This is a genomic window from Paraburkholderia sp. NPDC080076, from assembly GCF_050281145.1.
Taxonomy (GTDB): domain Bacteria; phylum Pseudomonadota; class Gammaproteobacteria; order Burkholderiales; family Burkholderiaceae; genus Paraburkholderia.
On sequence record NZ_JBNNWQ010000002.1, the window covers coordinates 491,386 to 516,462 of the forward strand.

Here is a 25,077-nt window from a genome sequence, read left to right on the forward strand (position 1 = left end):
GAGCACGAGTAACCAGGTCCTTGTGCGCGTCGGCGTTCGCCAGACGTTCTGAGGAAGCAAAGATAAAGGCCATCGTCTTTTTAAGACGATGGCCTCACGGCTGAGCTGAGATAGCTTAGTCGAGACCGCCCTGGCAGATGTACTTTATGGACAGATAATCGTCAAGGCCGTACTTCGAACCTTCGCGACCGTAACCCGACTCCTTGACACCGCCGAACGGCGCCGCTTCGCTGGCTACCGCGCCTTCGTTCAGTCCGATGACTCCTGCCTCGAGCGAGCGTGAGACCCGCTCAGCACGTCGCATATCGCGGGTGTAGAAATATGCGGCGAGACCGAAAGGCGTGTCATTGGCGAGGCGAATCGCCTCATCTTCGGATTCGAAGCGATACAGCGGAGCCACAGGCCCGAAGGTCTCCTCGCAGGTAACGAGCATTTCATCCGTCGCATGCGCGAGCACGGTAGGTGCGTAGTAGTTCGGGCCCATCTCGGTCAAGCGCTTGCCGCCGGTCAAAACGGTCGCACCCTTCGAAACAGCATCCGTAATGTGACGGTCAATCTTGTCGATTGCTTTTGCGTTAATCATCGGCCCGATTTGCGCCTGCGGGTCGGTCGCTGGCGCGACCTTCAGGGCGCCCACGCGCGCGGCGAGGAGCTCAGCGAACTTGTCGAAGACGCCCGCCTGCACATAAATCCGGTTTGGGCAGACGCACGTCTGGCCACCATTGCGGAACTTGGCCGCCATCAGCCCAACCACAGCTGCATCGAGGTCCGCGTCGTCGAAGACGATGAAGGGAGCGTTTCCGCCCAGTTCCAGCGAAAGCTTCTTCAGCGTGCCGGCCGACTCGCGAGCGAGATACTTCCCAACCGCCGTGGAGCCCGTGAACGTAATCTTGCGGACGCGGTCATCGGCAAGCCAGTCTCCGACCGCTTCGATGCCTTGGTCGCGTGACGCGCTGAGCATGTTGAGAACGCCGGCGGGAACACCCGCCTCTTGAGCCAGCGCTGCAAGCGCGAGGGCCGTCAGCGGTGTGTCTTCGGCGGGCTTGCCGACGACCGTGCAGCCTGCTGCCAGAGCAGGAGCAATCTTGCGAGCAATCATCGCGAGCGGGAAGTTCCACGGCGTGATGGCCGCGACAACCCCGACAGGCTCTTTGATGGTGCGCATCTGCTTGCCGCGCTGTTGTTGCGGGATGAGGTCGCCGTAGATGCGAGTTGCCTCATCTGCGAACCAGGCGACGTAGGATGCGCCATAGGCTACTTCACCGCGGCTCTCAGCCATCGGCTTCCCCTGTTCCATGGACATGATTGTCGCAAGGTCCTCGGTGTTAGCGATAATGAGGGCGTGCCAGCAGCGGATAATCTCGGCACGTTCGCGGGGCAGACGTTCACGCCAGTCCTTGGCCGCTTTTGCTGCCGCGTCCGTCGCCGCATGTGCGTCGGCCTTTCCGCTGTTTGCAACTTCGGTGATGAGTTCACCGGTAGCGGGATTCGTAACCGCGTACCGGGCGTTATTGGCCGCATCCGTCCATTCGCCACCAATCAGGTTCTGCCGACGCAGAAGTTCTTCACGTTTCAGTCTCAGTTCCATACTCGATACCCTCAAAGAATACGTTGCTTATCACCCGTGCAACTTACTGAAACGGGCGTTAACTCTTAATCGCGCGGCGCACGTCGGCGCTTTCCAGAACGTCATCGAGCGTTTTGCGAACCCGCTCCACCATCATGTCGACTTCGCCCGCCGTGTAGCAGAGGGCCGGCGCGAAGCCGAGAATATTGTCGCCAAACGCCCTGAAGATAATCTTGTTGCGAGCAGCGGCGTCGAAAATCCGGTCGGCGAGGTGCAGCGCGGGGTCGAAGCGTGCTCGGGTCGCCTTGTCCGCAACCAGCTCCACTGCGCCCAGAAGGCCAGCGTGGCGTGAGTCACCAACAAGTGGGTGGTCGAGAAGACTGTCGAGGCCATTCGCGAAACGCAGCGCCTGCGCTTGCCCATTCGCCAGAAGGCCGCCTTCGGTGTAAAGGCGCAGCACTTCGAGTCCGATGGCTGCACTCACGGGGTGCGCGGAGTACGTTTGGCCGTGACCGATTGCTTCGCCGGGCTTGCTGCCGTCGGCGATGCCTTGGTACACGGCGTCAGACATCAGGACAGCGCCCATCGGAGCGTAACCAGCCGTCAGGCCCTTCGCGATGGTCATGAGGTCGGGCTCCACTCCTTCGGTCTCGCACGCGAACATCGGACCTGTACGGCCGAAGGCAGTAATGACCTCGTCCGCGACGAAGAGGATGTCCAGGCGCCGACACGCGTCGCGCATCGCCTTGAGCCATCCCTTCGGCGGCACGATGACGCCACCCGAACCCTGGACAGGCTCACAGAAAAATGCCGCCACATTGTCAGCGCCGAGTTGAGCGACTTTGTCTTCAAGCGCTTTCACCGAGCTTGCGATGATGGCTTGCATATCGTCCGGCGTCCCGCTGCGATACGGATATGGTGACGGAATGTGGTGCTGAGTCCGCAGCGGCACATCGAAGTTCCGATGGAAGCTGGCGATTGCAGTCAGTCCTGAACCAATGGAGGACGAGCCATGATAGCCACGTTCCAGAGCGATGAAGTGCTTCTTGCTAGGCCGGCCGATGGCGTTGTAGTAATGGGTGATGAAACGCAGTGCGGAGTCCACTGCGTCCGAGCCGCCCAGCGAGAAGTAGACGTGTTGAAGACTCTGCGGCGAAAGCTCTACGAGGCGCTGTGCAAGCTCGATTGCTGGCTGAGAGCCGAAATGGAAGTAGCCGGTCGCGTATGGCAGCTTTGCCATTTGCTCCGCCGCAATTTTGACGATGCTTTCGTGACCGTAGCCGGTGTTCACGCACCAGAGTCCCGCGAACGCGTCGAGCAGCTCATTGCCTTCGGCGTCGTACAACCAAGCGCCTTTGCCGCGCTCCAGAACGGTGACGCCACGCTTCTCATGTGCGCGGTAGTTCGCGACTGGATGGATGAGATGCTTGCGGTCTGACTCAATAAGCGTTGCTAGTGACATTTCACAATCCTTGATAGGTTTCGGCCTAGCCTCAGAGTATCTGGAGGCTCCGGAATTTGGTTTCGCCCGTCCGTGTCATCAAAGGGCTCACCAATTCAACTCGGCGTTCTGTGCGGCATTTTCTGCTGTCTGGTCAGGCTGTCGGCACTAGGTCGTCGGAGAACAGCGGCGCGGTCAGTGCGGTCAGCAGCCGAATTTCTTCGGTTATCGCGCTTTCGGGAACGACTTCCGCACACATGAAGGCGAATGCGCCGACCGTCCTTTTGCAGACGACGACAGGAATGTTGATGAGAGTGGCGGTGCCAAGCGACTTGAGCAGTTGATGGTCAGGGAAGTAATGCGCCAGGTCTACGTCGCTGTTGGCCACGAGAATGTCGCCTCGTTCGAGCACCTTCCGAGCCCAATCAGACCCCGAGAGCTGCTTCCATCCGCCCACGGGATAAGCGCTGGGGACCGTTGAGTAAATCCGTCTCACCGCGCCAAGTTCTCTAGGGGCATCTGGGCGTGGGCGCGACACGAGTGCAGTGGCCTGAAGAAACGGCAGTCGCAGCTTGACGACTTCGAGCCACGCTTGAATTGCAGAGTCTCTCGACGTCGCCTGTCGAATCGCGGTCTGACCTTGGGCAAGCGTCGCCGACGGGCTATTGGTATTGACGTTCGTAGCAGCGTTGCTCGTCCGAGAGAGGAAAACGGCCGAAGCGCCCAATGCGGTGAGACAGGTGAAGTTTCTACGATTCATACAGTTTCTTCCAGTGTGGAACGTTTGACGGGGCGTAGTGCTAGACTTTTTCTAGCCCTGCCATCGAGCCACTGCGCGAGGTGTATCGCGGAGCGTCCCGTGGTGTTCCGAATCTGTGAACGACAACTGAAACCGTCGCTCACCAGCACTGCGTTCTCATCGAGGGGTTGGATTTTTGGTACAAGCTCAGATTCGGCAACAGACCGCGCGACGTTTGCAGTCTTCGTGTGGTAACCGAATGCGCCAGCCATCCCGCAACATCCTGTCTGCAGCACTGCTCCTGATTGGGCGGCTTTGCCGACAAGGCGGGACTCTGCTTGCACTCCGCCGCAGGCTTTTTGGTGGCAGTGCCCGTGTACATAGACGCTCTCGTCGAGCTTCGGAACATCGAAGCCCTCTGCCTCGAGGTATTCGGCCAGCGTCTTGACGGAGGTAGCCAGCACGGCAGCTTTTTCGTCTCTAGAAAAAAGCGCGCGCAGTTCGTCCCGGAAGACCGAGAGGCAGCTGGGTTCGAGAACAACCACGGGCAACTTCAGGGCGATGACCTCCTTTAGTTCCGCCATGATGTCGACGAGATTGCGCTTGGCGTGGTCCAGCATTCCGGCGTCGTAGTAGGGACGCCCGCAACAAATCTGCTTGCTCATGAGCCGGACCGTCACACCGTACGACTGCAGCACTCGGACAGACGCTTCCAGGACTTCAGGAGAGAACCCATTGTTGAACGTATCGGTCCACAGCAAGACAGTTCTAAATTCGCCGTTCAGCGTGTGAGTGTCCTGCGCGAGCTGTCTGCAGGTTTCGCTGTTGCGGAAGGCCGATGATGCGACGGCAGGAAACTTGACGTGCGATGCGAGCCCGAATTTCTCTGCTACTGCTCGGAACGGCCGCATCTTCATCGCGGTGTTGACGACGCCACTGATGCGAGTTGCTATAGGCAGCCATGTGCCGATGTGTCCAATCATCGTGTCCATCAGCGGACGCTTGGCTTTCTGATAGTGCTCATACAGGAAGTGACTCTTGTATTTGGCCAAGTCGACATGCGTCGGGCAATCGCTGCGACATCCCTTGCATGCGAGACAGTTGTCCAGCGAGTCCTTGACGTCCGGGTTGTCCCACCCGTCAGTGATGACCTCGCCCTTGAGCATCTCGAACAGCAGGCGGCTGCGGCCCCGCGTCGAATACTTCTCTTCGCGGGTTGCGCGATAGCTGGGGCACATCGTCCCACCGTCAAGGGAGCGGCACTTCCCCATGCCGATGCACCTTTCGGTGGCGCGCGCAAAAGTATCCGGCGTCTGAAGGTTCCCGAACGAGAAGTGGCTGGGTACGTCGACACGACGATAGGTGGGGCCAAGCCGCAGGTTCTCGTCGACAGGCATCGCATCGATGAGCTTTCCGGGATTCATCCGGTTCTTCGGGTCCCAGATGGACTTGAACTCGCGGAACGCATCCATGAGTGCCGGCGAGTACATCAGCGAGAGCAACTCGCCTTTGGCCTGTCCATCGCCATGCTCGCCAGACAGCGAACCCTCGTACTTGACGACAAGCTTCGCCGCTTCTTCCAGGAACTGGCGCCAGGCATGAATGCCCTGGCCGTTGCGCAGGTCGAAGTTGATACGCGAATGAATGCAGCCGTCGCCAAAGTGGCCGTACATGTTGGTCGTGTAACCGTAACGCTCGACCAACGCTGCGAACTCTCGAAGATACGCGCCCAGCAGCCGCGGCTCGACCGCTGCGTCTTCCCAGCCGACCACCGGGTCCGGCTTCGAAGGGTCATCGCCAATGGACGTTGCGGACGCGCCGGTCTCTCGGACCGACCAGAGCCGCTTCATCAAGGTCGCATCGGACACCACGCGCGCATTCGGGCAACCGGGCAGCGAGGAGGTCAGGTCCGCCGCCGCTTGCGCGCGCTGCAGTGCCGATTCGAGATTGTCGGCACCGAATTCGACCATTAGCCATGCATTGCCGTCCGGCAACTCAGCGATGTCAGCAAGCGCGAGCCCTCGTTCACGCAAGCCGCCGACGATGCCTGTATCGAGCCCTTCCATCGCAATGGGTTCGAGCGGCAGCAGTTGGGGAACGCAGTCGGCAGCGTCAAAGATAGTGGGAAATCCGAAAACGGTAAGCACCCGAGCCGTCGGGTTGCGCACGAGGGTCGTCGTCGCGCGCAAGACCGAGACACATGTGCCTTCCGAGCCCACGAGTGCGCGGGCAATGTTGAAGCCATTCTCTGGCAGCAACTGGTCAAGGCTATAGCCCGAGACTCGGCGCTTGAGCTTGGGGAATCCCGCACGAATCTCGTCCGCGTGACGGTCGACCAGGTCGCGTAGAGCCTGAACAATCTCTCGGCGGCGACCGCCGGCGGCCAAATGTGCCTCAAATGCAGCCTCGTCCGTTGGCCCGACCCAGAACCTTTCTCCATCGTAGGTCAGGATTTCCATCGACTCGATGTTCTCAGCCGTCTTGCCGGCCATAACCGAATGGGCCCCGCAGGAATTATTGCCAACCATACCGCCGATGGTGCAACGGCTGTGCGTGGCAGGGTCCGGGCCGAACGTCAAACCCTTGAGCGCAGCAGCGCTCTTCAGCTGGTCGCAGATGACGCCCGGTTGAACCACGGCGGTCCGGCTGTCGGCGTCAAGTTGTTCAATCCGGGTCAAGTGACGAGACGTGTCGATAATCACCGCAACGTTCACGGCTTGACCGCACATCGACGTGCCCGCGCCGCGTGTGAGTACGGGTACATCCGCCTCATGGCATGCACGCATCACAGAGATGACGTCTTCGACTGTACGCGGCAAGACGATGCCTATCGGAACCTGTCGGTAGTTCGATGCTTCGGAAGCGTATGCCGCTCGAGACCCGGCATCGAACCTAATCTCGGCGTCCGTCGTCTGAGCGAGTTGGCGCTGCAAAGAAAGAAGCTTGTTGAGGTCGGGGCGTGAGGAGGACAAGTTCGAATTCATTTGGTCGCGAAAAACGGAAGGAGCGGCGAGAGGAGTCCTTGGCGCAGACCTTACGTCTGTCGAGACATCCCGCGTCATTCCCAATTAAAGCGCGACACAAAGTGGAAGTCTTCCTATTAGAAGTAGGAACGCGCGGGTCAGTCTTCCCGAAGACGGTAGAGGGTCATGGCGACTTGAACCTGGAAACGGACCTTGGGGTCCTCGAGTGTGACGTTGAGAATTTCTTCGATTCTCTCGAGGCGGTAGCGCATCGTACTGATGTGGATGCCGAGCGAGCGAGCCGCATTGACCAACTGAAAGCCTTCATCGGCGAGCGTGCCCAGCGTTTCAAGCAGGGATTCGCCGCGTGGTCGCGTGACGAGGGGTGTGACGAGCCGCTCAATGAGCATCTCGCGTGCGTTCGCGTCGCCAAGAAGCGCACGTGGGAACAGAATCTCGTCGAACCGATGTAATCTCCCGGGCCGCAACGTGGGTAGCAAGGCATCTACGTCTTTTGAACCTGTCGCCATCCCGTCAATGCCCGTGTGAACGCGGCTGACTGCCAGGGCCGCGCGTTGGTCGCGGATTGCGTCCCATAATGCTTCGGGCGATGCATCCACGGGAAGGATGAATTTTATCTGGTTCAACCATATCGCAAGCAATTCGGGCTGCCCGTTCGCGCGAAGCTGATGTTTGAGCGCTCCAACCCAACGCTCGCGGCGGTTGAGACCCTCCGTCGTAAGGGGTATGGGTTCGTCGAGAAGCACGAGACAGATTCGGTACGGGCTTGTCTCACTCCAACCGCATACCTTTGCCCGTTCAAGTGCACTGGGCGTCGCGGTGAATTCGCCGTCAAGTAAACCCGCCACGAGCGCGAACCCCAAGCGGTCTTCCTGTTGCGTGAGTTGTTGCTGGTGCATTAGATGCAACGCGGCTACGACGCTCGCGTGCTCCATTGCACGCGCGTCAAGCTCATCAGCGTCCGAGCCGTCCAAATCAAGCCAAAGAACCGCAACGAGAGAATCGTGGAGGCGAACAGGGAGTCGCAGCCGATAGACAACACGGTCGGCGATTTGAAACTTGATGCGAGTGGGTCTTTGTGAGTTTTTCGCGTCGATGGGCGAATCCGAAAGAGAGGCAACGAATTTCTCTTCCAGCGATTGTGCGTCAGGTTCGGTCGCGGAAGTGCCGAGGAGCTCGCCGGACAGATTCGTGAATGTGACCTCGCGGCCCACGAGCTTTCGCAGCGTGTTCGCGATGTCACTCAGGCTGAGTGCCGTCATCGCCGCATTAGTTAACGCGCGGTGCAACTGCTCCGAGCGCTCGATAATCTCGGCTTGGAAGTAAATTATCTTCGCGAGTATCTCGTGGGTGATTTGGCTGAACTGGACGTCCCACGGCAGCTCCAGGAGAGGCAGGCCGACGCTGCGAGCCTCGTCGATGGCTTCTGGGGGGAAGTGGTCGCGAAAATGCGGGACCGCCAGTACGACGCCTGCGAGTCCGACTTTACCCAGGTCACGTACCAGCCGTCGCGACGTATCAGCATCGTTCGGCCAGTTGTAGCCGGTCGTCAGCAGCAATTCGCCCGGCTTGACCCAGTTGACGATGTCGGGATGGTCGACCATGTGGACCCACGTAATCTCGCGCTGAAGGTTCTCCTGGCCCGCAACGACTTCTGCTTCACGTAAGACAGTTTCACGAATCGCGGTGGCAAGCTTCATGGCGGCGAATAATGTCACCGCGGTATCAGCGCGACACCGCGGCAGCTGTTAGATTTCTTTGGGCTGTCGGTAACCAAGAAGTACGCCGAGCAGGCTGAAGGCCGCTGCGAAAATTACGTAAATCGCGGGCGCCATAGGTGTGCCAGTCGCGCTGATGAGCCACGTCAGGATAAGCGAAGCGAATCCACCGAACGTCATCACAGCCATATTGTAGGCAACCGAGAGGCCGGTCGAAAGCACTTTGCTCGGAAACGTCTCGGACAGCGCGGCAAGGATGGGTCCCGTGTAAATCGCGATGAGTACGCCGAACACCGCTTGGAATACGCACAAGGTAGCGACCGACGGTGCTTTTACAATCATCGCGAACATCGGCCAAGCGAGCACAAGCATCGCTGCTGAAGCCCCGCCGAGAAGCCACTTGCGCCCGACTTTGTCGGAATACCAGCCGGTGAAAGGCGATAAGAAAGTGATGACGCCACCGCCGACCATTGCAGCGATAAACGATGCCGACTGCGGAAGCTTGAGAACCTTCACTGAGAAGGTCGGCATGTAGAAGAGAATCACATAAATGCAGACCGTCCAGAGCACGACCATGGAGAAACTTGCGAAGGCTTGCTTCGGATAGTCGCGAAGCACATCGGCCAACGGCGTCTTCGACTTGTCAGTTTCATTCAAGAAGACCGGCGTCTCTTCGAGGTTACGTCGGATGTAGAAGCCGATAGGTCCGATAAGCAAGCCGGACAGAAACGGGATGCGCCAACCCCAGCTTTCCATGTCAGCTGTGGAGAGCCCAAGCGTAATACCTGTACCGAAGCAGGCACCCAGCAGCACGGCGAAACCGATGCTCGTTTGAATCCAGCTCGAGTAGTACGCTTTCTTGCCCTTGGGCGCGTGTTCCGTGAGGAACGCTGTAGCCGTACCCATCTCACCGCCGGCCGAGAAGCCTTGCAACAGACGTGCGAGAACAATCAGGCAAGGGGCGGCCATCCCAATCTGCGAATAAGTCGGAGTAAGTCCGATGATGGCCGTACCTGCGCACATCAATAGGATGGTCAAGGACAGGGCGGCTTTGCGGCCAGCGCGGTCGGAGTAAATGCCGATGAGGATGCCGCCGAAGGGACGAACGAGAAAGCCGACGCCGAATGTCGCAACCGAGAGCATCAGCGATGTCAGGTCGTTACCGGTCGGAAAAAAAAGCTTCGCGATGGTGATGGCAAAGAAGCCATAGACCATGAAGTCAAACCATTCGAAGCCGTTGCCGAGGACGGTTGCGACAATCGCGCGCCGTCGCGCAGACTTCTCATCCAGGTAGGTTCCTGCCAGATTCACTGTGTTCATCTCCGCTCCCAATGCGTGCTCAAGCTCTTTTCAATGGTCGGCGCGTTCCCGGTCGGGAGCCCTGCCGTATCCCATTGAACTCAGCCAGAAATCGCATAACTACCCACCTTTGGTAGGAACGGAAGCTTCAAGCTTAGTACATCAAGTACTAATTTCGCCAAAAAAGATGAAAGTCTGACTACGAATTCCTACTTTTCGTAGATGTTCCCAGGGTTTGTGGCTACCTACCATGGATTCCATCTCAGGGAGGTGATTTCATGAACAAGGAACTCGACAAGAGCCAGAGCACTGCTGCGCTTCGCGACACGTTTGTCGCGCGCGGAGTTGCAACAGCACATCCAATCATTGCCAGCCGTGCAGCCGGCGCCTACCTCTGGGACGAAAAGGGGCGCAAATACCTCGATTTCGTCGGCGGTATCGGCGTGCTGAACGTCGGGCATAACCACCCGGCCATCGTCGCGGCAGTGCAACTGCAGCTCGAGTCGTTCTCGCACGTGTGCTTTCAGGTCGTCGGCTACGAGCCGTATATCCGCCTGGCCGCGCGTCTATCCGAGCTGGTTGCTCCGGGCCAAGGTTACAAGTCGGTGTTTCTGACCACGGGTGCCGAGGCGGTCGAAAACGCAATCAAGATTGCTCGCGGCTACACGAACCGCCCGGGCGTGATTGCATTCCGCGGCGGGTTCCATGGCCGTACGCTCCTTGGCATGTCGCTCACGGGTATGAGCGCTCCCTACAAGCAGAACTTCGGGCCGTTCGCGCCGGACGTGTATCACGCCCCGTACCCGAATGCGTATCACGGCATCACATCGGACGACGCGCTGAAGGCGCTGCAAACAATCTTCAGCACGCAAATTCAAGCCGACCGGGTGGCAGCAATTATTCTCGAACCGGTCCAGGGCGATGGCGGCTTCCTCGCTGCGCCGGCGGAGTTCATGCAGGCCTTACGCGAGCTGACAAGAAAGCACGGAATTGTGTTGATTTGCGACGAGATTCAGACGGGTTTCGGTCGTACTGGCAAGATGTTCGGCTTCCAGCACTCTGGTATCCAGCCCGACCTTGTGACGGTAGCGAAGAGCCTCGCAGGTGGTTTGCCCATCTCTGGCGTGGTCGGCCGGCCCGAGATTGTTGATGCGCCGCAACCAGGCGGGCTGGGTGGTACGTATGGCGGCAATCCGCTCGCTTGCGCTGCGGCCAACGCCGTACTCGACATTTTCGAACAGGAAAACCTCCTTGAGCGCAGCGTGAAAATCGGCGAGCAACTTCGTGCCGGTCTGGAGAAACTCCAGGTGACGCATCCAGAGATGGGGGAAATCCGCCAGACTGGCGCGATGGTCGCGGTGGAGTTCGTGTCCGACCAACCAGCCAGAACCCCTGATAGCGCAATTGTGCAGCGTATCCTCGACGCCGCCCGCGAAGAAGGTCTGCTGCTGATTAAGTGCGGCGTTGAACGCAACGTGGTTCGCTTTCTGCCGCCTCTCACCGTGTCTGACCAGGATGTATCTGACGCGCTTGGGATGTTCGGGCGAGCAGTCGCTGCTGCGAAAGCTGCAACCTGAGCGATGCGTGACGGCCAAAACGACGCCCCGGAACTCGCCAGGCATGTTTGCCATTCCGGTGCGGGGACAAGTGCGACGCGTCGTTTCGACGTTCTGAGCCCCTATGACGGCACCGTCATAGGTCGCGCGCCGGACATCGACGTTCAAACGCTAGCATCGAGCTTCGACGAGGGTTCACGCGTCGCAGGGAACCTGCAAAACACTCATCCAATTCAGGAACGGCTCCTTAGTTGGGCAGGCAAGATTGGCTCCCAACATGAAGAATTGGCGCGCGTCGTCAGTCTCGAGACGGGGAAGCCCATCCGGTTTGCACGGGTTGAGGTGGCAACTGCTCTGGCGGCGCTGAATGCTTACTGTTCTTGTCCGTCGATTCCGCTCGTGCGCGACTGGACCGCAGCGCGGTCAGCTTTCTCCATTTTGAACTGGCGTGACCCAGTCCTTGCGACAGTTAAAGAGGCAATCGCAGTATTGAGTTCAGGGCGAGCCCTTGTCATCAAGCCGTCCTCGCGGGCTCCATTGGCTTCGCGAACGCTTGCATCGCTTTGGGCCGAGGGCGGCAATCTCGACAAACTCCTGTGCGTTGCGCCTTCAATCAACGCAATCGGTATGCTGCGAACCGCACTCAGGAGCTCGCACGTTACCGAAGTGCGATTCCATGGAAGCCGCGATGTGGGGTCTTATGTTTCGCGTGCATGCCATGAAGCCGTCGTGCCCGTGAAGATTTCTCAGAGCGACCGGGCTCCGATGGTGATAGATGCGGATGCTGACATTGACGCCGGATGTGATGCGGTTATCGAGCGGGTATTCCTCCCCCCTCTTCTCGCTGGCCCCGAGCGCGTATCGTGCCTGTATGTGCACAACTCGGTCGCCGATGCTCTTGTCCCAATCCTAATCGACAGGGCGGCCCGACTTCATATCGGCGACCCGGTCGATGAACAGACCCAGATTGGACCCGTCATAGACGACGTGGCCGCCGCTTTTGTATCCGAGCAAGTCGACGACGCGCTGCTCGACGGTGCAACGCTCGCGGCCGGTCTGGTTGTCTTGGATGGCCGGCTGATTCAACCCATTGTTCTGGACCATGCGAAGCCGTTCATGCGCGTCTGTGTCGAAGAGGCCGAAGGCCCGATTCTTCCTGTCATCAGGTTCGGTCACCAATCAGAACTTCCTCGCACGATGTGCCTCACAACCAATACGCTGACACCGTCAGTTACAGGCGAGCGCGGCGACTGGTCGAGACCGAGCAGCTACAACAGCAACTAGATTGCAAACCTTTTTGAATCGTCCCAACATGAGCGAGACTACCCCTTTCGAAGCTTTCTCAATGGTCGACATGCGTGCTGGTCGTATTGCCCGAGTCGAACTCAACACCGAAGCGCGTAAGCCCGCGTACAAAATCTGGATTGACTTCGGCGAACTCGGAGAACTGGCGAGCAGCGGTCAATATACGGCACTCTACAGAGCGGAAGAGCTAATGGGTCAAATGGTCGTCTGCGCTGTGAACCTTGGAAGCCGCCGTATCGGTGGATTCAAGTCTGATGTACTGATGCTCGGCGTTGAGCAGGCAGACGGCTCTGTTGTCTATCTAAAGCCCGAGCGCGACATCGCACCTGGCACGAAAGTGTTTTAACGACTATCGGATGCCCGCGTAGGGCGATTAAAGGATGGAGACGGCATGAACACGCCCATAGCGGAAATCGAAGTTGGCGAAGAGATGGTCGCGGGTTTTGCCAAGAAAGGGTTAGGTCAGGTGCAGGCGGCAACGACGCGCGACCGTGGCACGGGTCCTTTTCAGAGGCTCGTGCTGCGCGGTGCAATGGTCATTGATGGCACGGGTGCGCCTCCCTGGGGTCCGGCGGACATCGTTGTCGAAGGTGGACGCATTACTCAGATTGCTGCCGTTGGGGTTCCCGGTCTGCCCATCAACCCAGTACGCCGTCCGGAAGCCGGCGACCATGAGATTGACTGTACGGGTAAATTCGTCACCCCGGGTTTTGTAGATTGCCACGCGCATGTTGGGACACCATTCCATGCGGCGAATGGCGAGATGATGCCTGCGGATTACATCTACAAGCTCTGGCTTGCGCATGGCGTAACGAGCGTACGCGAGGCGGGAACCATGAACGGCCTTGCCTGGACCCAGCAGCAGGCTGTAGCCGCAGATGAAGGACAAATCGCCGCTCCGACGTTGTACCCCTACGTCTATTTCCCGGCGGTCAACGACTATCTGAAGACTATCTACACGCCGCAGCAAGGACGGGAGTGGCTGCGCAGGGCGCACGCGAAAGGCGCGCGCGGCGTGAAATTTTTTGGCGCACCACCGGCAATCATGGAAGCCGCCCTGGACGAATGCAAGAAGCTCGGTCTACGCTCCTGCTGCCACCACGCACAGCTTTCAGTCGGACGGATGAATGCTTTGCGGACTGCGCGCTGGGGCCTGACGAGCACTGAGCACTCGTACGGCATTCCGGAAGCGTTGTTTGACGGTCGAACGCTCCAGACGGTCGACGACGACTACAACTACAACGACGAATACATGCGCTTTGCAACTGCTGGGCAGACTTTTCTGCAAGCGGCGAAGCCGGGCAGCGCGAAGTGGAACGAGGTCGTCGAAGCCTTCCTGGAGGCTGGACATACGTTCGTTCCGACAATGAACGTCTATGACAGTAACCGCGACCTTATGCGTGTACGTCGCGCCGAATGGCACGATGAGTACACGGACAGTACGACGTGGAAATACTTCCAGCCGCAACGCGGCGGACACGGCGCGTATTTTTACCGGTGGTCGGTGAAAAACGAGGTTGAGTGGAAGGAGAGCTTCCGCATCCTCATGACATTCCTCAACGAATACAAGAATCGCGGCGGACGAGTCTGCGCCGGTAGCGACTCAGGTTTCATGTATCAAGTCTACGGCTTCGGCTTTGTTCGGGAACTTGAGCTCTTCCAGGAAGCAGGTTTTTCACCGCTCGAGGTGCTGCGCGCAGCGACGTCTCATGCAGCTGAGCTTCTCGGCATTGAAGACGACGCGGGTACTCTGGAAGTTGGCAAGCGTGCAGACATCCTCGTCCATGACCAGAACCCATTGACTGACTTCAAGCTGCTTTACGGCACTGGCACCATCCGTTTGAATGAACAGACGAATGGTCCAGAACACAAGCGATGTCTGCAAAAGACAATCAGAGCAGGTATGGTCTTTGACGTGGATGAACTGCTTTCCGATGTCCGCGAGATGGTCGCTGGCAGCTGGCCGGGTTTGTCAGAGAACCGGCGCGCGCAATGAGGGACAACATGCAATCCGGACCTCAGTTCGTCATCGTTTCGGGGATGCTGGGCAGCGGCAAGACCTCACTGCTCGAAAGCTTGCTTGCAAGCGAGAACGCGTCCGAGACTGCCGTCATCGTCAATGAAGCAGGCGAAATCAACATTGACGGAGCGATTCTTTCTGAATCGGCCCGTGGCATGTCGATGGCGACGCTTAGCAACGGGTGTGTATGCTGCTCATTGACGAACGACCTCGTCACTACCGTCCAAGACCTTGTCGAGTCTCGTCGGCTCACGGGGCAAGGTCCCCTCTCCCGAATTATTCTCGAGTGCAGTGGGCTTTCGCGCCCCGGTCCCATAGTCTCGTCATTGCAGGAACTAGCGGACCTCCGGCTGAAGCTCCATTTAATTACGACCTACGATTGCAGTCGGCCTGCGTTGCAGACTTCCGAATTTGAAGACGCCGCAGCTCAGCTGGCTGCAGCCAACACGATTGTTCTTACCAAGATGGACCTCGTATCAAACGAGAGACGCGACGAGGCGCTAGGAGTGGTTGCGTCCGCAAATCCAGTAGCAAGAATCGTTGACGAATTCTCGTCGTCAGTTCGCGCACGGAAGGCGTTTCTATCCTTCGGCGACACCGGCTCTCCCATTGGAAACGGAGAGGTTAGGCAGCAGGTGCGACGGCGTCTGCTCCATCCGAGAATCCGGGTGTTCCGTGCAAAGTTCGAGGAGGATTTGCCTTGGGAATCCGCGTTGGACTGGCTGGAAAACATAGCTGGCGCGCTTGGGGAGCGACTGTTGAGAATAAAAGCAATTGTGCCGGGAGAAGGAAGTAATGACCGGGTTCTCTTGCAAAGCGTAGGCACGACGTTCTCTGCGCCTCGCCGTCTTAATTCCGACGCGGCGGTGCCGCTCGGAGCAATTGTCATCGCCCGGGACTGCGGAATCCAGGATTTAGAGTTGGTTCCGATGGAGCACCGGGTGAGCTGGTTCAACCTTCAATAAAGAGATTTTGTGATGTGCGTCTTGTCTTCGAGGGAGGCTTCCCGCGTTCGCAAGCGCATGCCCTGCGCTTAGCGCTTGCGAAGATAGCCGCCGCCCGCAGCAGCCAGTTCTCGCACCACACTGGCATCAAAATCGATGCACATGTGAGCCTTCATGCTGTTGCCTGTCACCAGCCAAGCAGGGCCCGCAGCCTTTCCATAAGCCAATCCGTTTCAACACGCTCCGTCCATTTTTTGCCTTCAACCGCTCGTCTAATCCGCTTTAGCGTTACGTCGCGCGAATGCTCAGGGTATTTCGCTGCGTCTTTAAGGGTTTTTGGCACCAGTTGCTGGGCCAAGTCTTCGCACATATCCCAACGGACCCATCGTTCTTCCGCAGTCAAGCCGACAATAAGTCTCCCATCAATCCAACGCCCCGCAAGTTTTGGCTGCGAGCCTGATAGCAGTGCAGGCGTTGGGTCCCACGGAAAATCGGCAGGCACCTGTGAGCTAAGCCGTTCGTCGCGATGACGACGCTCAGCTTCCTGCATCAATTCCGGAACGCTGAGGTTTTCGTCGAGTTGGTTCCAGTGCAAGCCCGCGCCAGACGCGGAGATGCGAACGTCGCTACGTTGCTCAGGGCTTGCCGTCAACAATTTTGGAAACAATCGCAATGGGAGGTGCAGCGAGCCCCCGTGCTTTAGGAGGACACTCAAGCTGTCCTCTTCCACGAGTACTTTGGTTGCAATCGGCCGGATGCGACTTATCATTTGACACCCTTCCTTAGCGGCCCGCGCTCATCGTGAGGAAGTGAGCGATGACACGCTTTGCAACTTCGATAAAGCTCTTGTCCTTGCTACCAGGCACCGTTGATGAATGCAGCACAGCGCCCGGGGCAGCGACGATGCGGACTTGGATGTAATCGCCGTCGACAACGATTTGCACGCAGGCTTCCGGTGTCGGCGTAGCATCTCCAGCTGGTTGTAGCTCAACAAAAAGCGTAAATTGCCGAACGTCGGGGTACGGCCCAAGTGGCCACTGGTATCCATGGACATGCAGCGCCTCCGATGCGCGTTCCCACAGTGCTCTCCGAGGGTCGATTTCTACTATCGCTGTGTACAGAGGTTCAACATCGCCTGGCGCACTTTGGTGCTCACCCTCATACATCTTAACGGCGGTGCGCGACCACTCCGCGGCCCAAGCCTCAGCTAGACGACTCAGCGATTTGAAATTATCGTCGCTATCGAGCATGTCGAGCGGACGGCGGTTACCCAAGCTACCTCGCCGCGACGTCAGAAAATCAAGTCGACTCATCGGTTCAGCAGGAAAGATAATTCGGCAAATTGTCTGCAACCGCTTGCGATTCAGCAACGGGTCGGCCAACAACGCGGGGAAGTATGCAGTCTCATCGACGTCGACGGTAAAGACACTCCCTTCTGCAACCAACCGCGCCAGTCGCTTCTCGCTTAGGCCGATGCGTTTTTTGAATTCAGTCGGTGTCAGCAGTTCCCCATTTGCAATCATTTCGCGCCGCGCGGCCAACGCTTGTTGCCAATAGTGGTCCCGCAGAATTTCACCGCCAACGTCGTCACCGGCCTCAAGGTACGCCTCGAAAACAATGTCTTCTATGCGAGCAATCACCTTATCGGGGAGCTTTTGGAACTTAGCGCGGTCCGCTGTCGGTAGCCGGAATCTGTTCGCGGCGATTCTGCGCACAAGCGCTGACGCTTCGAATTGGGGGAGGTCGAACTCGGCGTCAATACGGCGCATGGCAATGTCCCAGCCGCTGTCACTCATACGAAGCTCCTGGCACGGGAGACAAGATGACTAGCCGCTCAGTCGACTGCTCATCGGTCGATTGGTCCCAGCCGAGCGACAAGCCGTGGCCAGATGGATGATGGGCATCGGAAGTGCTGCCGTCAGTCGCGCGGTGACGTTCGCACGTCCACGCCTCGTGCACGAGGACCACTTCGCAGGTTTCTTCTGCGTCGCTCGCATCAGCCCAAGGTGGTCGCCAGAGCACGACCGCATCGGGGTCCGCGTTTCGCAAGCGACACAGCATGTCTCGTACTTTCACGGTCATTGCTCCTTGGGCCTGCGTTTGCCGTTTCGCTCGTAGCTGATAAACCTGCCGCCGAGAGAAATCCGCCGCGTGATACGCCGGTGCCCGGTATCTACTACTGCTAGCATTGGCACTTGGGTGGTTTTTCCTGCGTTGTACTCGCGGGCGGGCTTGCCATGAGTGACATCAATTCCTAACTTGCGAAAGGCTCCCGCCGCTATTTCCTCAAACGTGGCGGCCGGCGCAAGCTCATGCGTAAACTTGTTTAATCGCGTTTTTTGCGTAAATTCCCACGCCTACTCGCACTAGCCTTTGCGCCTTGACCAGATTGGATAAGACCAGGCTGAGTTGAGCCGGACTTCCAAGGTTGGACAACTCCGAGCGGAGAATCACCACGGATTTCCGTCGGGCGATGGAGCGAGCAACTCGGTCTTCGAGTTTCATGGCGAGTTCTCTCTTTCACCCCATATCGTTGACCGTTAGTGCGCTATGGTCAGCAATGGTGGAGATACTGGCACTTAGCGCGGAGTCGCTTCGACTGGTGCAAGCAACATGACCGACACGTTTTCGTAGGTGACCTGTTCGCTGTCGGTGCGCAGGTCGCGATGAGGCTCGCCGGGGTAAAAGAACTCGTATGGTCGGCCCTTATCCATTCCGCTTTCACGAGTCCATTGAACGGGACTCGGTGAAACCAGCTTGACCTCCTGGGCATCCTCTTCGCTCTCGCCAAGGGGCACAAACATAACCGAGGCCCCTGGGTCGGCGTTGCGTAGAAGTGCAATCAGTTCGGCTATCTTCATGGTGCGGGCTCCTCTCCTCAAACATCAACTTACGATGGTCGTTGAGACCGTCCGGGATTTGCATTGGTAGCAAGCCATGCGCGAAGCGCCTCCAGAGTGCCGGGCGTCGCAAGTCCGGTTTCCGTTGACACGCGCAAGAAGTGTGATTCTGCGTCTCGAGGCACACCATACAAGTCATCGCCAAGTGCCAGCCATGTCCGCATGCCCGCCGTAGCAGCATGCCTAAAAATCGACCCGACGCGGGCAGTGCCATCGCGAAGCTCGCCAAGCCGAGGTGGGAAGCGCAGAGTAGTGTCAACAACCCGATTTCCTAGTTCTTTTGGCAACAGAGCGACCGTTTGTTGTTCGCCCAACTTTCTGACCCACGCAGTCGTTAAGACAAGCTGAACGTCGGGGTACGGCATGAGGACGTCAATCAGCAAAGGTCCATAGTGGAAAGGCGGCTCACCGGAGTCCAAAGTAACCGTGCCCAAATCGTCAAGGAGACCTTCACCTCGATGCAGCACGGAGCTGAATCCCAAGTACACGGCTGGCCTGTGTGGGTCAATCTGTGCCCCGTCATTGCGTTCGCTCATTTGTGCCCCTTTCGCTGTCGCACCCGCGCTAACTCAGCAGGTGCTCCCGCAAGTTGCAAATTCCGCGGTACCGATGCCGCAGCCAGGATGTAGGCAAGGACGTTGCGCTGCTTCGCAGATTTCTTAGTGGATGCATGCAGCAACGCATCCCGGAAGGACTTGCGAAGCAACGTTCGGACGCGTTGCTTGAAATGGTTAGTGGCTTGGTGTTTGAAATCTCGCCTATATCGCCTGCAATGCCTCAGCAACCGGCGGCGGAATTCCTTTGAAACATCCGCAAGTGCAAACTCAAGCGCGCGGTCGGTCACAGTGCCCATTCGTCGAGGGTTTTTGCCGCTCCGCCTCATGGGCCCTCACCATGAACAGTCGACCCATAGTAGCTTCCGCCGCGGGCGCGTTGCCCAATCCGAACGGTCATCAGCGAGGCGTGCTACTGCGTGGTGACTCGACGCTGCTGCGAAGAATCTTGGCGTACCGCGCTTTAAGTCCATCCCATTCGACCTGAACATGCCCCGCGAAAAGAGGGTTGCCATTGGTCATGTCCTCATACTCGTCGGCAGTCAATCCGCCGAGCAATGCATACGCCTCCTGGACAACCGTTCGCGCTTCCAACGGATGTAGGCCCGTATGCACTATTAACTGCAGCTCGATGGCGCCGTCAAACTCATCTCGCTGCTGTACAGGCGTTCCGATGTAGTCGCTCACACATTTGCGAACAAGCCACTTCAGTAAGTCAGCCCGCCATTCGACCTCGCCCGGCAACACTTGAGGCGGCAGTTCAATGCTTTCGCCCTCAATCTCTATGGTGACCGGAGCGCCGATGCGAGTAAGAGCGGCACGAATTGTCGCCGGCACGTAGTGCACATGAACGATTTCCAAGTTACTTCTCCCGCGGTTTTTGCAAAGAGGCTGCAGATGCCCGAGAAGGCCAGCTCAATTTTCGACGAAGGTGACCCGTGTTCCCCTAGGAGGAACGTCACTTGCCGATGCAGTGTAGAGGTAAAACATGTAGATGTAAACTCTGTAGATTCAAACTGCGTCGACGCTTAAGCTGTAGATACATTCGATGCGTTGGGCGATGCTTCAGCCATATGAAAGAAGAGCTGAAGCCCATACAGGCCCAACTACGGAGTCGGCTTTCGAAGAATCTAAAGCGACTACGGGCCACGCAAAAAATCTCGCAGGAGGCGTTGGCCGACTTGGCGGGATTGCATCGCACCTACGTTAGCCAAGTTGAGCGGATGATTACGAATATTTCCCTCGACAACATTGTGCTGCTAGCGGGTGCACTTCAAGTGGACCCAGCGGAATTGCTGGCAAAAATTGAGGGAGAGGACGAGCCTGTCGCGGCTGAGAGTCGGACCGTCAAAAAAGCTCGGCGCACGTCATCTAAAATTTGACCGACTCGCTCAAGTTCTCGGCGAGCCATGATTCAACGACGTCCTGTCGCCAGCGGAATAGGTCGTGGTCGTAGACGGTGGCGCGCGGTGGTAGCAGCCAAGGGCGGTGTCTTGCTCGCAGGGTGATTGTGCGCACGGAGAGGCCGAGGATGTCGGCAAGCTCGCTGGCGTCAAGGTAGCGGTGGTTTGCTAAAGGTTGGGTAGAAGTCATCTACCGTTTAGTCAGCAAATTTATGCGGCTCGCCATTTCGGGACGGCTTCGACAGCATTTGAGGTTGCAGAGGACGAATTGACCGCACCAACGACAGAACGGACCACCTATGTCTGCTCATTGCTAGCAGTTAAAGTCCTTTCTCCACCAACATCCGGACAGCGTCGCCGAATCGAACACGAAATAGGTGAATGGTGAGGTCGATTGCGCCCCCGCCGCCTATTCGGGCTCGAGTGTCAAAAAATTTCCGCCCTCTCACTAGTAGTTCAAAGTCGCGGCCACCCGCATTTACATGGAACCGTTCTGTCTCGACGTCCGTGATGGGTTGAAACGAAGTGTCACGCTTCATGTAGACCCCTAGCACTGTGAGTACGGTCAGCACGTCGAGCCCGCGCAATCGAGCCAGTTCACGTTCCGAGAACCGTGTAGCCACATCCGTCCCCTTATCGACTACCCGATATTACACTCCGCGATTCACACTTCGGCGTCAACGGGCAGGTCGCGCCCACAAACCCGCTACTCGTCTTTCAAATAGAAAGACTGCTACTCGACACCATCTCACTTGCCACCGGTGTTGTAGCAACAGCTACCCGATGGTTTGACAGGCACGCCGCGGCGCTGAAAGGTTATTGATATAAATGAAAGCTCTGATGCCGAGCCGAATGCAACTTGAACAACAAATCGGCCGAAAGTGTGACTCAACGCGAAATTCCTGAATTCGATCGCCAAGCCCTGGAGACGCTGCGTGAGCCGCTTGAGGCCGGGCGCATCACAATCTCACGCGCCGCCTTGCAGGCGGATTTCCCGGCAGCCTGCCAGTTAATCGCCGCCATGAATCCTTGCCCATGCGGCTGGCGCGGCGATCCCAACGGCCGCTGCCGCTGCACACCCGAGATCGCTGCGCGCTATTTGCGCAAGCTTTCCGGGCCGCTGCTCGACCGGATCGACATCCAACTTGAGATACCAGCGCTCACGCCGGCGGAACTGTCCGCCCGTTCAACGGCGGCCGGCGAGACAAGCGCGGCCATTGCGGCACGCGTCAGCCGCGCCCGCGAGCGGCAATTGAGCCGTCAGGGCAAAACCAATCGCGAACTGGGAGGACGAGAAGTGGACGAGGTCTGCCGCCCCGACTCAGCGGGCGAAGCCTTGCTGCGCGAAGCAGGCGAGCGCTTCGGCTGGTCGGCGCGTGCTTACTACCGGGTTCTGAAGGTGGCGCGCACCATCGCCGACCTCGCCGGCGCGCCCATGCCGAGCGCCGCGCAGATCGGCGAAGCGATCCAATATCGCCGGGCTTTTGGCTCCCTATGAGGTGAAAAATCTGCTGTCAAGACTTGACTTATGCACATGCGCACGTTCCAGATAGATTTTGAAACAACTGAAAGGTACGTCGCGGGCAGCATCCGAAAAGCATTGATTCGATTGACTTTTTTTAACGACCTTGTACGAGCCGAATCTGACAGAGTGCCCATAGAATGGGCATCTCCGGCCAATTTGCCCGAGTTCTCAACAGAGTTATCCACAGGGGCGGTGAGTAACAGGAAAACTTCAACGTAAACCGGGAATTAGCGCGCGATGCTGCGAAGGAACTTTCACTGTGCGCAGCGCCTCAGTTGAGCCCCATCACGCGCCGAATCGGACAAAAATACCGCTCTCAATACAGTTGGAACGACGAAAAAAATTGGTCGATCTGTTCCTGCTGCATCGGCTTGGATGCAATGATCGCCGCCTGATAGACGTGCCGGCCGCGCGCGACGAGTCGTGCGTAGACGGTGCGCGCTTCGTGTTGCGAACCCGCCTCGCCGCTCAGCTGCATTTCCAGGCCAAGCACCTGGCCGCCGGCCGCCAGCGGGATCTGCACGGCACGCGCTTCGGGCGCGGCGCCCACGTTGCGGGCCAGGCCGTTGCGCAGGAAATCGAGCGCGGCGCGTTGCGTGACCGCGTCGTCGTTGGGCAGCATCACGGTGCCGACCGCGAAGACGGCGTCGCCAGCTTCGGCCGTCTGCATCGCCATCTGCATCGGCGTGCCGTTGATCTGCACAGCCCGCTGATCGTTGCCCGGCTTGGCGGGCAAGTCGACGGTATAACCGTTGTCGTTATTCATGATGGTCCGCCAGTCGAAGGTCGGCGAGCAGGCGCTCAGCGCGGCACCCAAAACCACCGTGCAAGCCAGCGTGCCGAGGATTGCACGCGCGCTCGACAGCCGAGACGTGGAGTCGGCCGCCACACAACGCGAAGAGCGCTCCGTTGAGCGGCTGGCAGAAGTAAGACGGGACGGAATTCGAGCGAGGAAGTGACTGACGCGACCAACGCGACTGACGCGAAAAACAGTTCGGAACATGGGGACAGAAGATCGGACTGACGAGAACGTAAAACCCTATTATCCGCTCCCTGCCGACGTCCTGCCTCGCCGCCGGAATGGGGCTACAATAGCGACGCTGTTCAGCACGGGCCGAAAGCCCAAACCGACGCACTGTCCCGCGCGTACCGCGCGACTCTCGAGGTTCCGTTCATGAGCTCCACCCCGTCCACCGCCGCCCGGCGCGCGAGTCCGCTTCGCTACATCATCATCGCCGCCGTGGCCGTTGCGATCGCCATCGCCGGTTATTTCGCGTTTGCCGGCCAGCAGCGCGTGCCTGATGCGACCTTCACGTTGCTGTCCGGCCAGAAAGTCTCGACCGCCGACCTGAAAGGCAAGGTCTACCTCGTCAACTTCTGGGCAACGAGCTGCGATACCTGCATGAAGGAAATGCCGCAGATGGTCCAGACCTATAACCGCTTCAAGGGTCAAGGTCTCGAATTCGTCGCTGTGGCGATGAACTACGACGCACCGATGTACGTGGCCAACTACACGCAAACTCGTCAGTTGCCGTTCAAGGTGGCAATGGACGACGGCTCGGCCGCCAAGCAGTTCGGCAACGTCCAGCTCACGCCGACCACGTTCCTCATCGACAAGGACGGCAAGATTCTGAAGCGCTATGTCGGCGAACCGCAATTCGCGGAACTCGACCAGTTGCTGGAAAAGGCGCTCAAAGCGGCTTGACGGGATTCAGTTGATTCAAAAAAACGCCGGCCTCGCATCTCAAGGCCGGCGTTTTCATATCCTCACCGTTCCCCTTCCCCTTTGGCCGCGAGGCCATATCGTTTGATCTTTTCGTAGAGCGTCGCCTTGCCGAGTTGCAGCTTGTCTGCCGCGACCGCGACCACGCCGCCGGTCTGCTCCAACGCCTCCGCGATCACCGCCCGCTCGAATTGCTCGACGCGCTCCTTCAAGGGCTGCGTGTCCGTGCCGTCGTCGCCGAAAGACATGACCGGATCGTCGGCGATGCCGAGCACAAAGCGGTCGGCGGCGTTGCGCAACTCCCGCACGTTGCCCGGCCAGTCGCGCTGCATCAGGCTCGCGCGCTGACGATCGGTGAGGATCGGCGCGGGACGTTGATAACGCACGGCCGCGTCCAGCAAGAAGTGCTCGAAGAGCGGCACGATGTCCTCGCGACGCTCGCCCAACGGCGGCAGCGCGATCGTCACCACGTTCAGCCGGTACAACAGATCGCGCCGGAACGAGCCGTCCGCGACATGCTCGGCCATGTCGCCCTTGGCGGCGGCGACCACGCGGCAATTCACGCGAATCGGCTGATTCGAGCCGAGCCGCTCCAGCACGCCGTCCTGCAGCACGCGCAGCAGCTTGACCTGCAAGGCGAGCGGCATGCTTTCGATTTCATCCAGAAACAGCGTGCCGCCCGACGCATGTTCGAGCTTGCCGATGCGGCGTTTCGCCGCACCGGTGAAAGCGCCCGGCTCGTAGCCGAACATTTCCGACTCGAACATCGGCTCCGGCAACGCGCCGCAGTTCACCGCGATAAACGGTTTGTCACGGCGCGGCGACAGTTCGTGCAGGCTGCGCGCGATCAATTCCTTGCCCGCGCCGGTGTCGCCGTTGATCAGCACCGAGGCGTCGGTCGGCGCGACATTGGCGATCAGCCGCCGCACCTGTTCGATGGCCGGACTCCTGCCGATGATGCGCGGCGCCACCGAGTTCTGTTCCGCCAACTCCCGTCGCAGCGCGAGGTTCTCCAGCACCAGCTTGCGACGCTCCAACGCGCGCCGCACGGTTTCGATCAGACGTTCGGACGCGAAAGGCTTTTCGATGAAGTCGTACGCGCCGTCGCGCATCGCCTGAACGGCCATTGAAATATCGCCATGGCCCGTCACCAGAATCACCGGCACGTCGGGCGCGCGCTCGTGGCATTGCGCGAGCAAATCGAGGCCGCTTGCGCCCGGCAGGCGAATGTCGCTGACGATCACACCGGAGAAGTCCGCGCTGATCGTCTTCGCCGCGGACTCCACCGAGGCATGGCCGATCACGTCGAAGCCCGCCAGTTGCAAACTCTGCACGCTGGCGCGCCGCACCAGTTCGTCGTCTTCGATATACAGCACTTGCAGGCCGTGGTTCAGCATGG

The 25,077-nt window shown here is 58.8% G+C and carries 20 protein-coding genes and 1 pseudogene; 8 read left to right on the plus strand and 13 right to left on the minus strand.

All coding sequences use genetic code 11. From position 1 onward, the window contains the following. Positions 1-115 precede the first annotated feature (115 nt). The 6 genes from ACQKRQ_RS09580 to ACQKRQ_RS09605 form a co-directional block, all read right to left on the minus strand. Complete coding sequence (locus ACQKRQ_RS09580) at positions 116-1,588, minus strand: NAD-dependent succinate-semialdehyde dehydrogenase (protein WP_427476590.1); 1,473 nt, start codon at positions 1,586-1,588, stop codon at positions 116-118. A 58-nt stretch (positions 1,589-1,646) separates the two neighbouring features. Continuing rightward, positions 1,647-3,029, minus strand: a complete 1,383-nt coding sequence (locus tag ACQKRQ_RS09585; protein ID WP_427476592.1) for an aspartate aminotransferase family protein — start codon at positions 3,027-3,029, stop codon at positions 1,647-1,649. 133 nt (positions 3,030-3,162) lie between these two features. Beyond that, on the minus strand, positions 3,163-3,768 hold the full coding sequence (locus ACQKRQ_RS09590) for a hypothetical protein (RefSeq protein ID WP_427476594.1): 606 nt from the start codon (positions 3,766-3,768) through the stop codon (positions 3,163-3,165). Beyond that, positions 3,765-6,731, minus strand: a complete 2,967-nt coding sequence (locus tag ACQKRQ_RS09595) for an FAD-binding and (Fe-S)-binding domain-containing protein (protein ID WP_427476596.1) — start codon at positions 6,729-6,731, stop codon at positions 3,765-3,767. Before ACQKRQ_RS09595 ends, ACQKRQ_RS09590 begins: the two co-directional genes overlap by 4 nt. A gap of 137 nt (positions 6,732-6,868) precedes the next feature. Beyond that, positions 6,869-8,431, minus strand: a complete 1,563-nt coding sequence (locus ACQKRQ_RS09600; protein ID WP_427476598.1) for a PucR family transcriptional regulator — start codon at positions 8,429-8,431, stop codon at positions 6,869-6,871. Positions 8,432-8,479: 48 nt separating this feature from the next. Then, positions 8,480-9,769 carry an MFS transporter gene (locus tag ACQKRQ_RS09605; protein WP_427476600.1) on the minus strand — a complete coding sequence of 430 codons (1,290 nt, stop codon included), beginning with the start codon at positions 9,767-9,769 and terminating at the stop codon, positions 8,480-8,482. A 257-nt stretch (positions 9,770-10,026) separates the two neighbouring features. Between ACQKRQ_RS09605 and gabT the strand changes: the two genes are divergently transcribed. Genes gabT through ACQKRQ_RS09630 form a run of 5 tightly spaced genes read left to right on the plus strand, consistent with a single transcriptional unit; the run spans position 10,027 to position 15,594 of the window. Continuing rightward, positions 10,027-11,325: a 4-aminobutyrate--2-oxoglutarate transaminase gene (gene gabT, locus ACQKRQ_RS09610; RefSeq protein WP_427476601.1), complete on the plus strand. Its 1,299-nt coding sequence runs from the start codon at positions 10,027-10,029 to the stop codon at positions 11,323-11,325. 3 nt (positions 11,326-11,328) lie between these two features. Beyond that, on the plus strand, positions 11,329-12,588 hold the full coding sequence (locus ACQKRQ_RS09615) for an aldehyde dehydrogenase family protein (protein WP_427476603.1): 1,260 nt from the start codon (positions 11,329-11,331) through the stop codon (positions 12,586-12,588). Positions 12,589-12,616: 28 nt separating this feature from the next. Further along, complete coding sequence (locus ACQKRQ_RS09620) at positions 12,617-12,955, plus strand: tRNA-binding protein (protein ID WP_427476604.1); 339 nt, start codon at positions 12,617-12,619, stop codon at positions 12,953-12,955. Positions 12,956-13,000: 45 nt separating this feature from the next. Further along, positions 13,001-14,605 carry an amidohydrolase family protein gene (locus ACQKRQ_RS09625; protein ID WP_427476605.1) on the plus strand — a complete coding sequence of 535 codons (1,605 nt, stop codon included), beginning with the start codon at positions 13,001-13,003 and terminating at the stop codon, positions 14,603-14,605. Between the two features lie 8 nt (positions 14,606-14,613). Next, positions 14,614-15,594, plus strand: a complete 981-nt coding sequence (locus tag ACQKRQ_RS09630; protein WP_427476607.1) for a CobW family GTP-binding protein — start codon at positions 14,614-14,616, stop codon at positions 15,592-15,594. 166 nt (positions 15,595-15,760) lie between these two features. On the opposite strand, the gene ACQKRQ_RS09635 is transcribed toward ACQKRQ_RS09630, so the two are convergent. From ACQKRQ_RS09635 to ACQKRQ_RS09655, 5 genes are all read right to left on the minus strand, one after another. After that, positions 15,761-16,342 (minus strand): DUF2442 domain-containing protein, encoded by a 582-nt coding sequence (locus tag ACQKRQ_RS09635; protein WP_427476609.1) that lies wholly within the window; start codon positions 16,340-16,342, stop codon positions 15,761-15,763. A 13-nt stretch (positions 16,343-16,355) separates the two neighbouring features. Next, positions 16,356-17,369 (minus strand): hypothetical protein, encoded by a 1,014-nt coding sequence (locus ACQKRQ_RS09640; RefSeq protein WP_427476610.1) that lies wholly within the window; start codon positions 17,367-17,369, stop codon positions 16,356-16,358. Positions 17,370-18,152: 783 nt separating this feature from the next. Beyond that, entirely contained in the window at positions 18,153-18,434 is a 282-nt protein-coding gene (locus ACQKRQ_RS09645) for a hypothetical protein (RefSeq protein ID WP_427476611.1), read from the minus strand. Between the two features lie 29 nt (positions 18,435-18,463). Continuing rightward, a complete protein-coding gene (locus ACQKRQ_RS09650) occupies positions 18,464-19,009 on the minus strand; it encodes an HAD domain-containing protein (RefSeq protein ID WP_427476612.1) in 546 nt (181 codons plus the stop codon). A 417-nt stretch (positions 19,010-19,426) separates the two neighbouring features. Then, a complete protein-coding gene (locus ACQKRQ_RS09655) occupies positions 19,427-19,888 on the minus strand; it encodes a hypothetical protein (RefSeq protein WP_427476613.1) in 462 nt (153 codons plus the stop codon). 212 nt (positions 19,889-20,100) lie between these two features. Here ACQKRQ_RS09655 and ACQKRQ_RS09660 point away from each other — a divergent pair, with 212 nt between their 5' ends. Together ACQKRQ_RS09660 and ACQKRQ_RS09665 are read left to right on the plus strand one after the other, a co-directional pair. After that, complete coding sequence (locus tag ACQKRQ_RS09660; protein WP_427476614.1) at positions 20,101-20,409, plus strand: helix-turn-helix domain-containing protein; 309 nt, start codon at positions 20,101-20,103, stop codon at positions 20,407-20,409. 916 nt (positions 20,410-21,325) lie between these two features. Next, positions 21,326-21,928, plus strand: a pseudogene (locus ACQKRQ_RS09665) (ATP-binding protein); the annotation flags it as partial. 343 nt (positions 21,929-22,271) lie between these two features. On the opposite strand, the gene ACQKRQ_RS09670 reads toward ACQKRQ_RS09665, so the two are convergent. Next, positions 22,272-22,958, minus strand: a complete 687-nt coding sequence (locus ACQKRQ_RS09670) for a hypothetical protein (RefSeq protein ID WP_427476615.1) — start codon at positions 22,956-22,958, stop codon at positions 22,272-22,274. A 171-nt stretch (positions 22,959-23,129) separates the two neighbouring features. Between ACQKRQ_RS09670 and ACQKRQ_RS09675 the strand changes: the two genes are divergently transcribed. Further along, on the plus strand, positions 23,130-23,660 hold the full coding sequence (locus ACQKRQ_RS09675; protein ID WP_132376212.1) for a TlpA disulfide reductase family protein: 531 nt from the start codon (positions 23,130-23,132) through the stop codon (positions 23,658-23,660). A 62-nt stretch (positions 23,661-23,722) separates the two neighbouring features. On the opposite strand, the gene ACQKRQ_RS09680 is transcribed toward ACQKRQ_RS09675, so the two are convergent. After that, entirely contained in the window at positions 23,723-25,075 is a 1,353-nt protein-coding gene (locus tag ACQKRQ_RS09680) for a sigma-54-dependent transcriptional regulator (RefSeq protein ID WP_207915662.1), read from the minus strand. Positions 25,076-25,077: the final 2 nt, after the last annotated feature.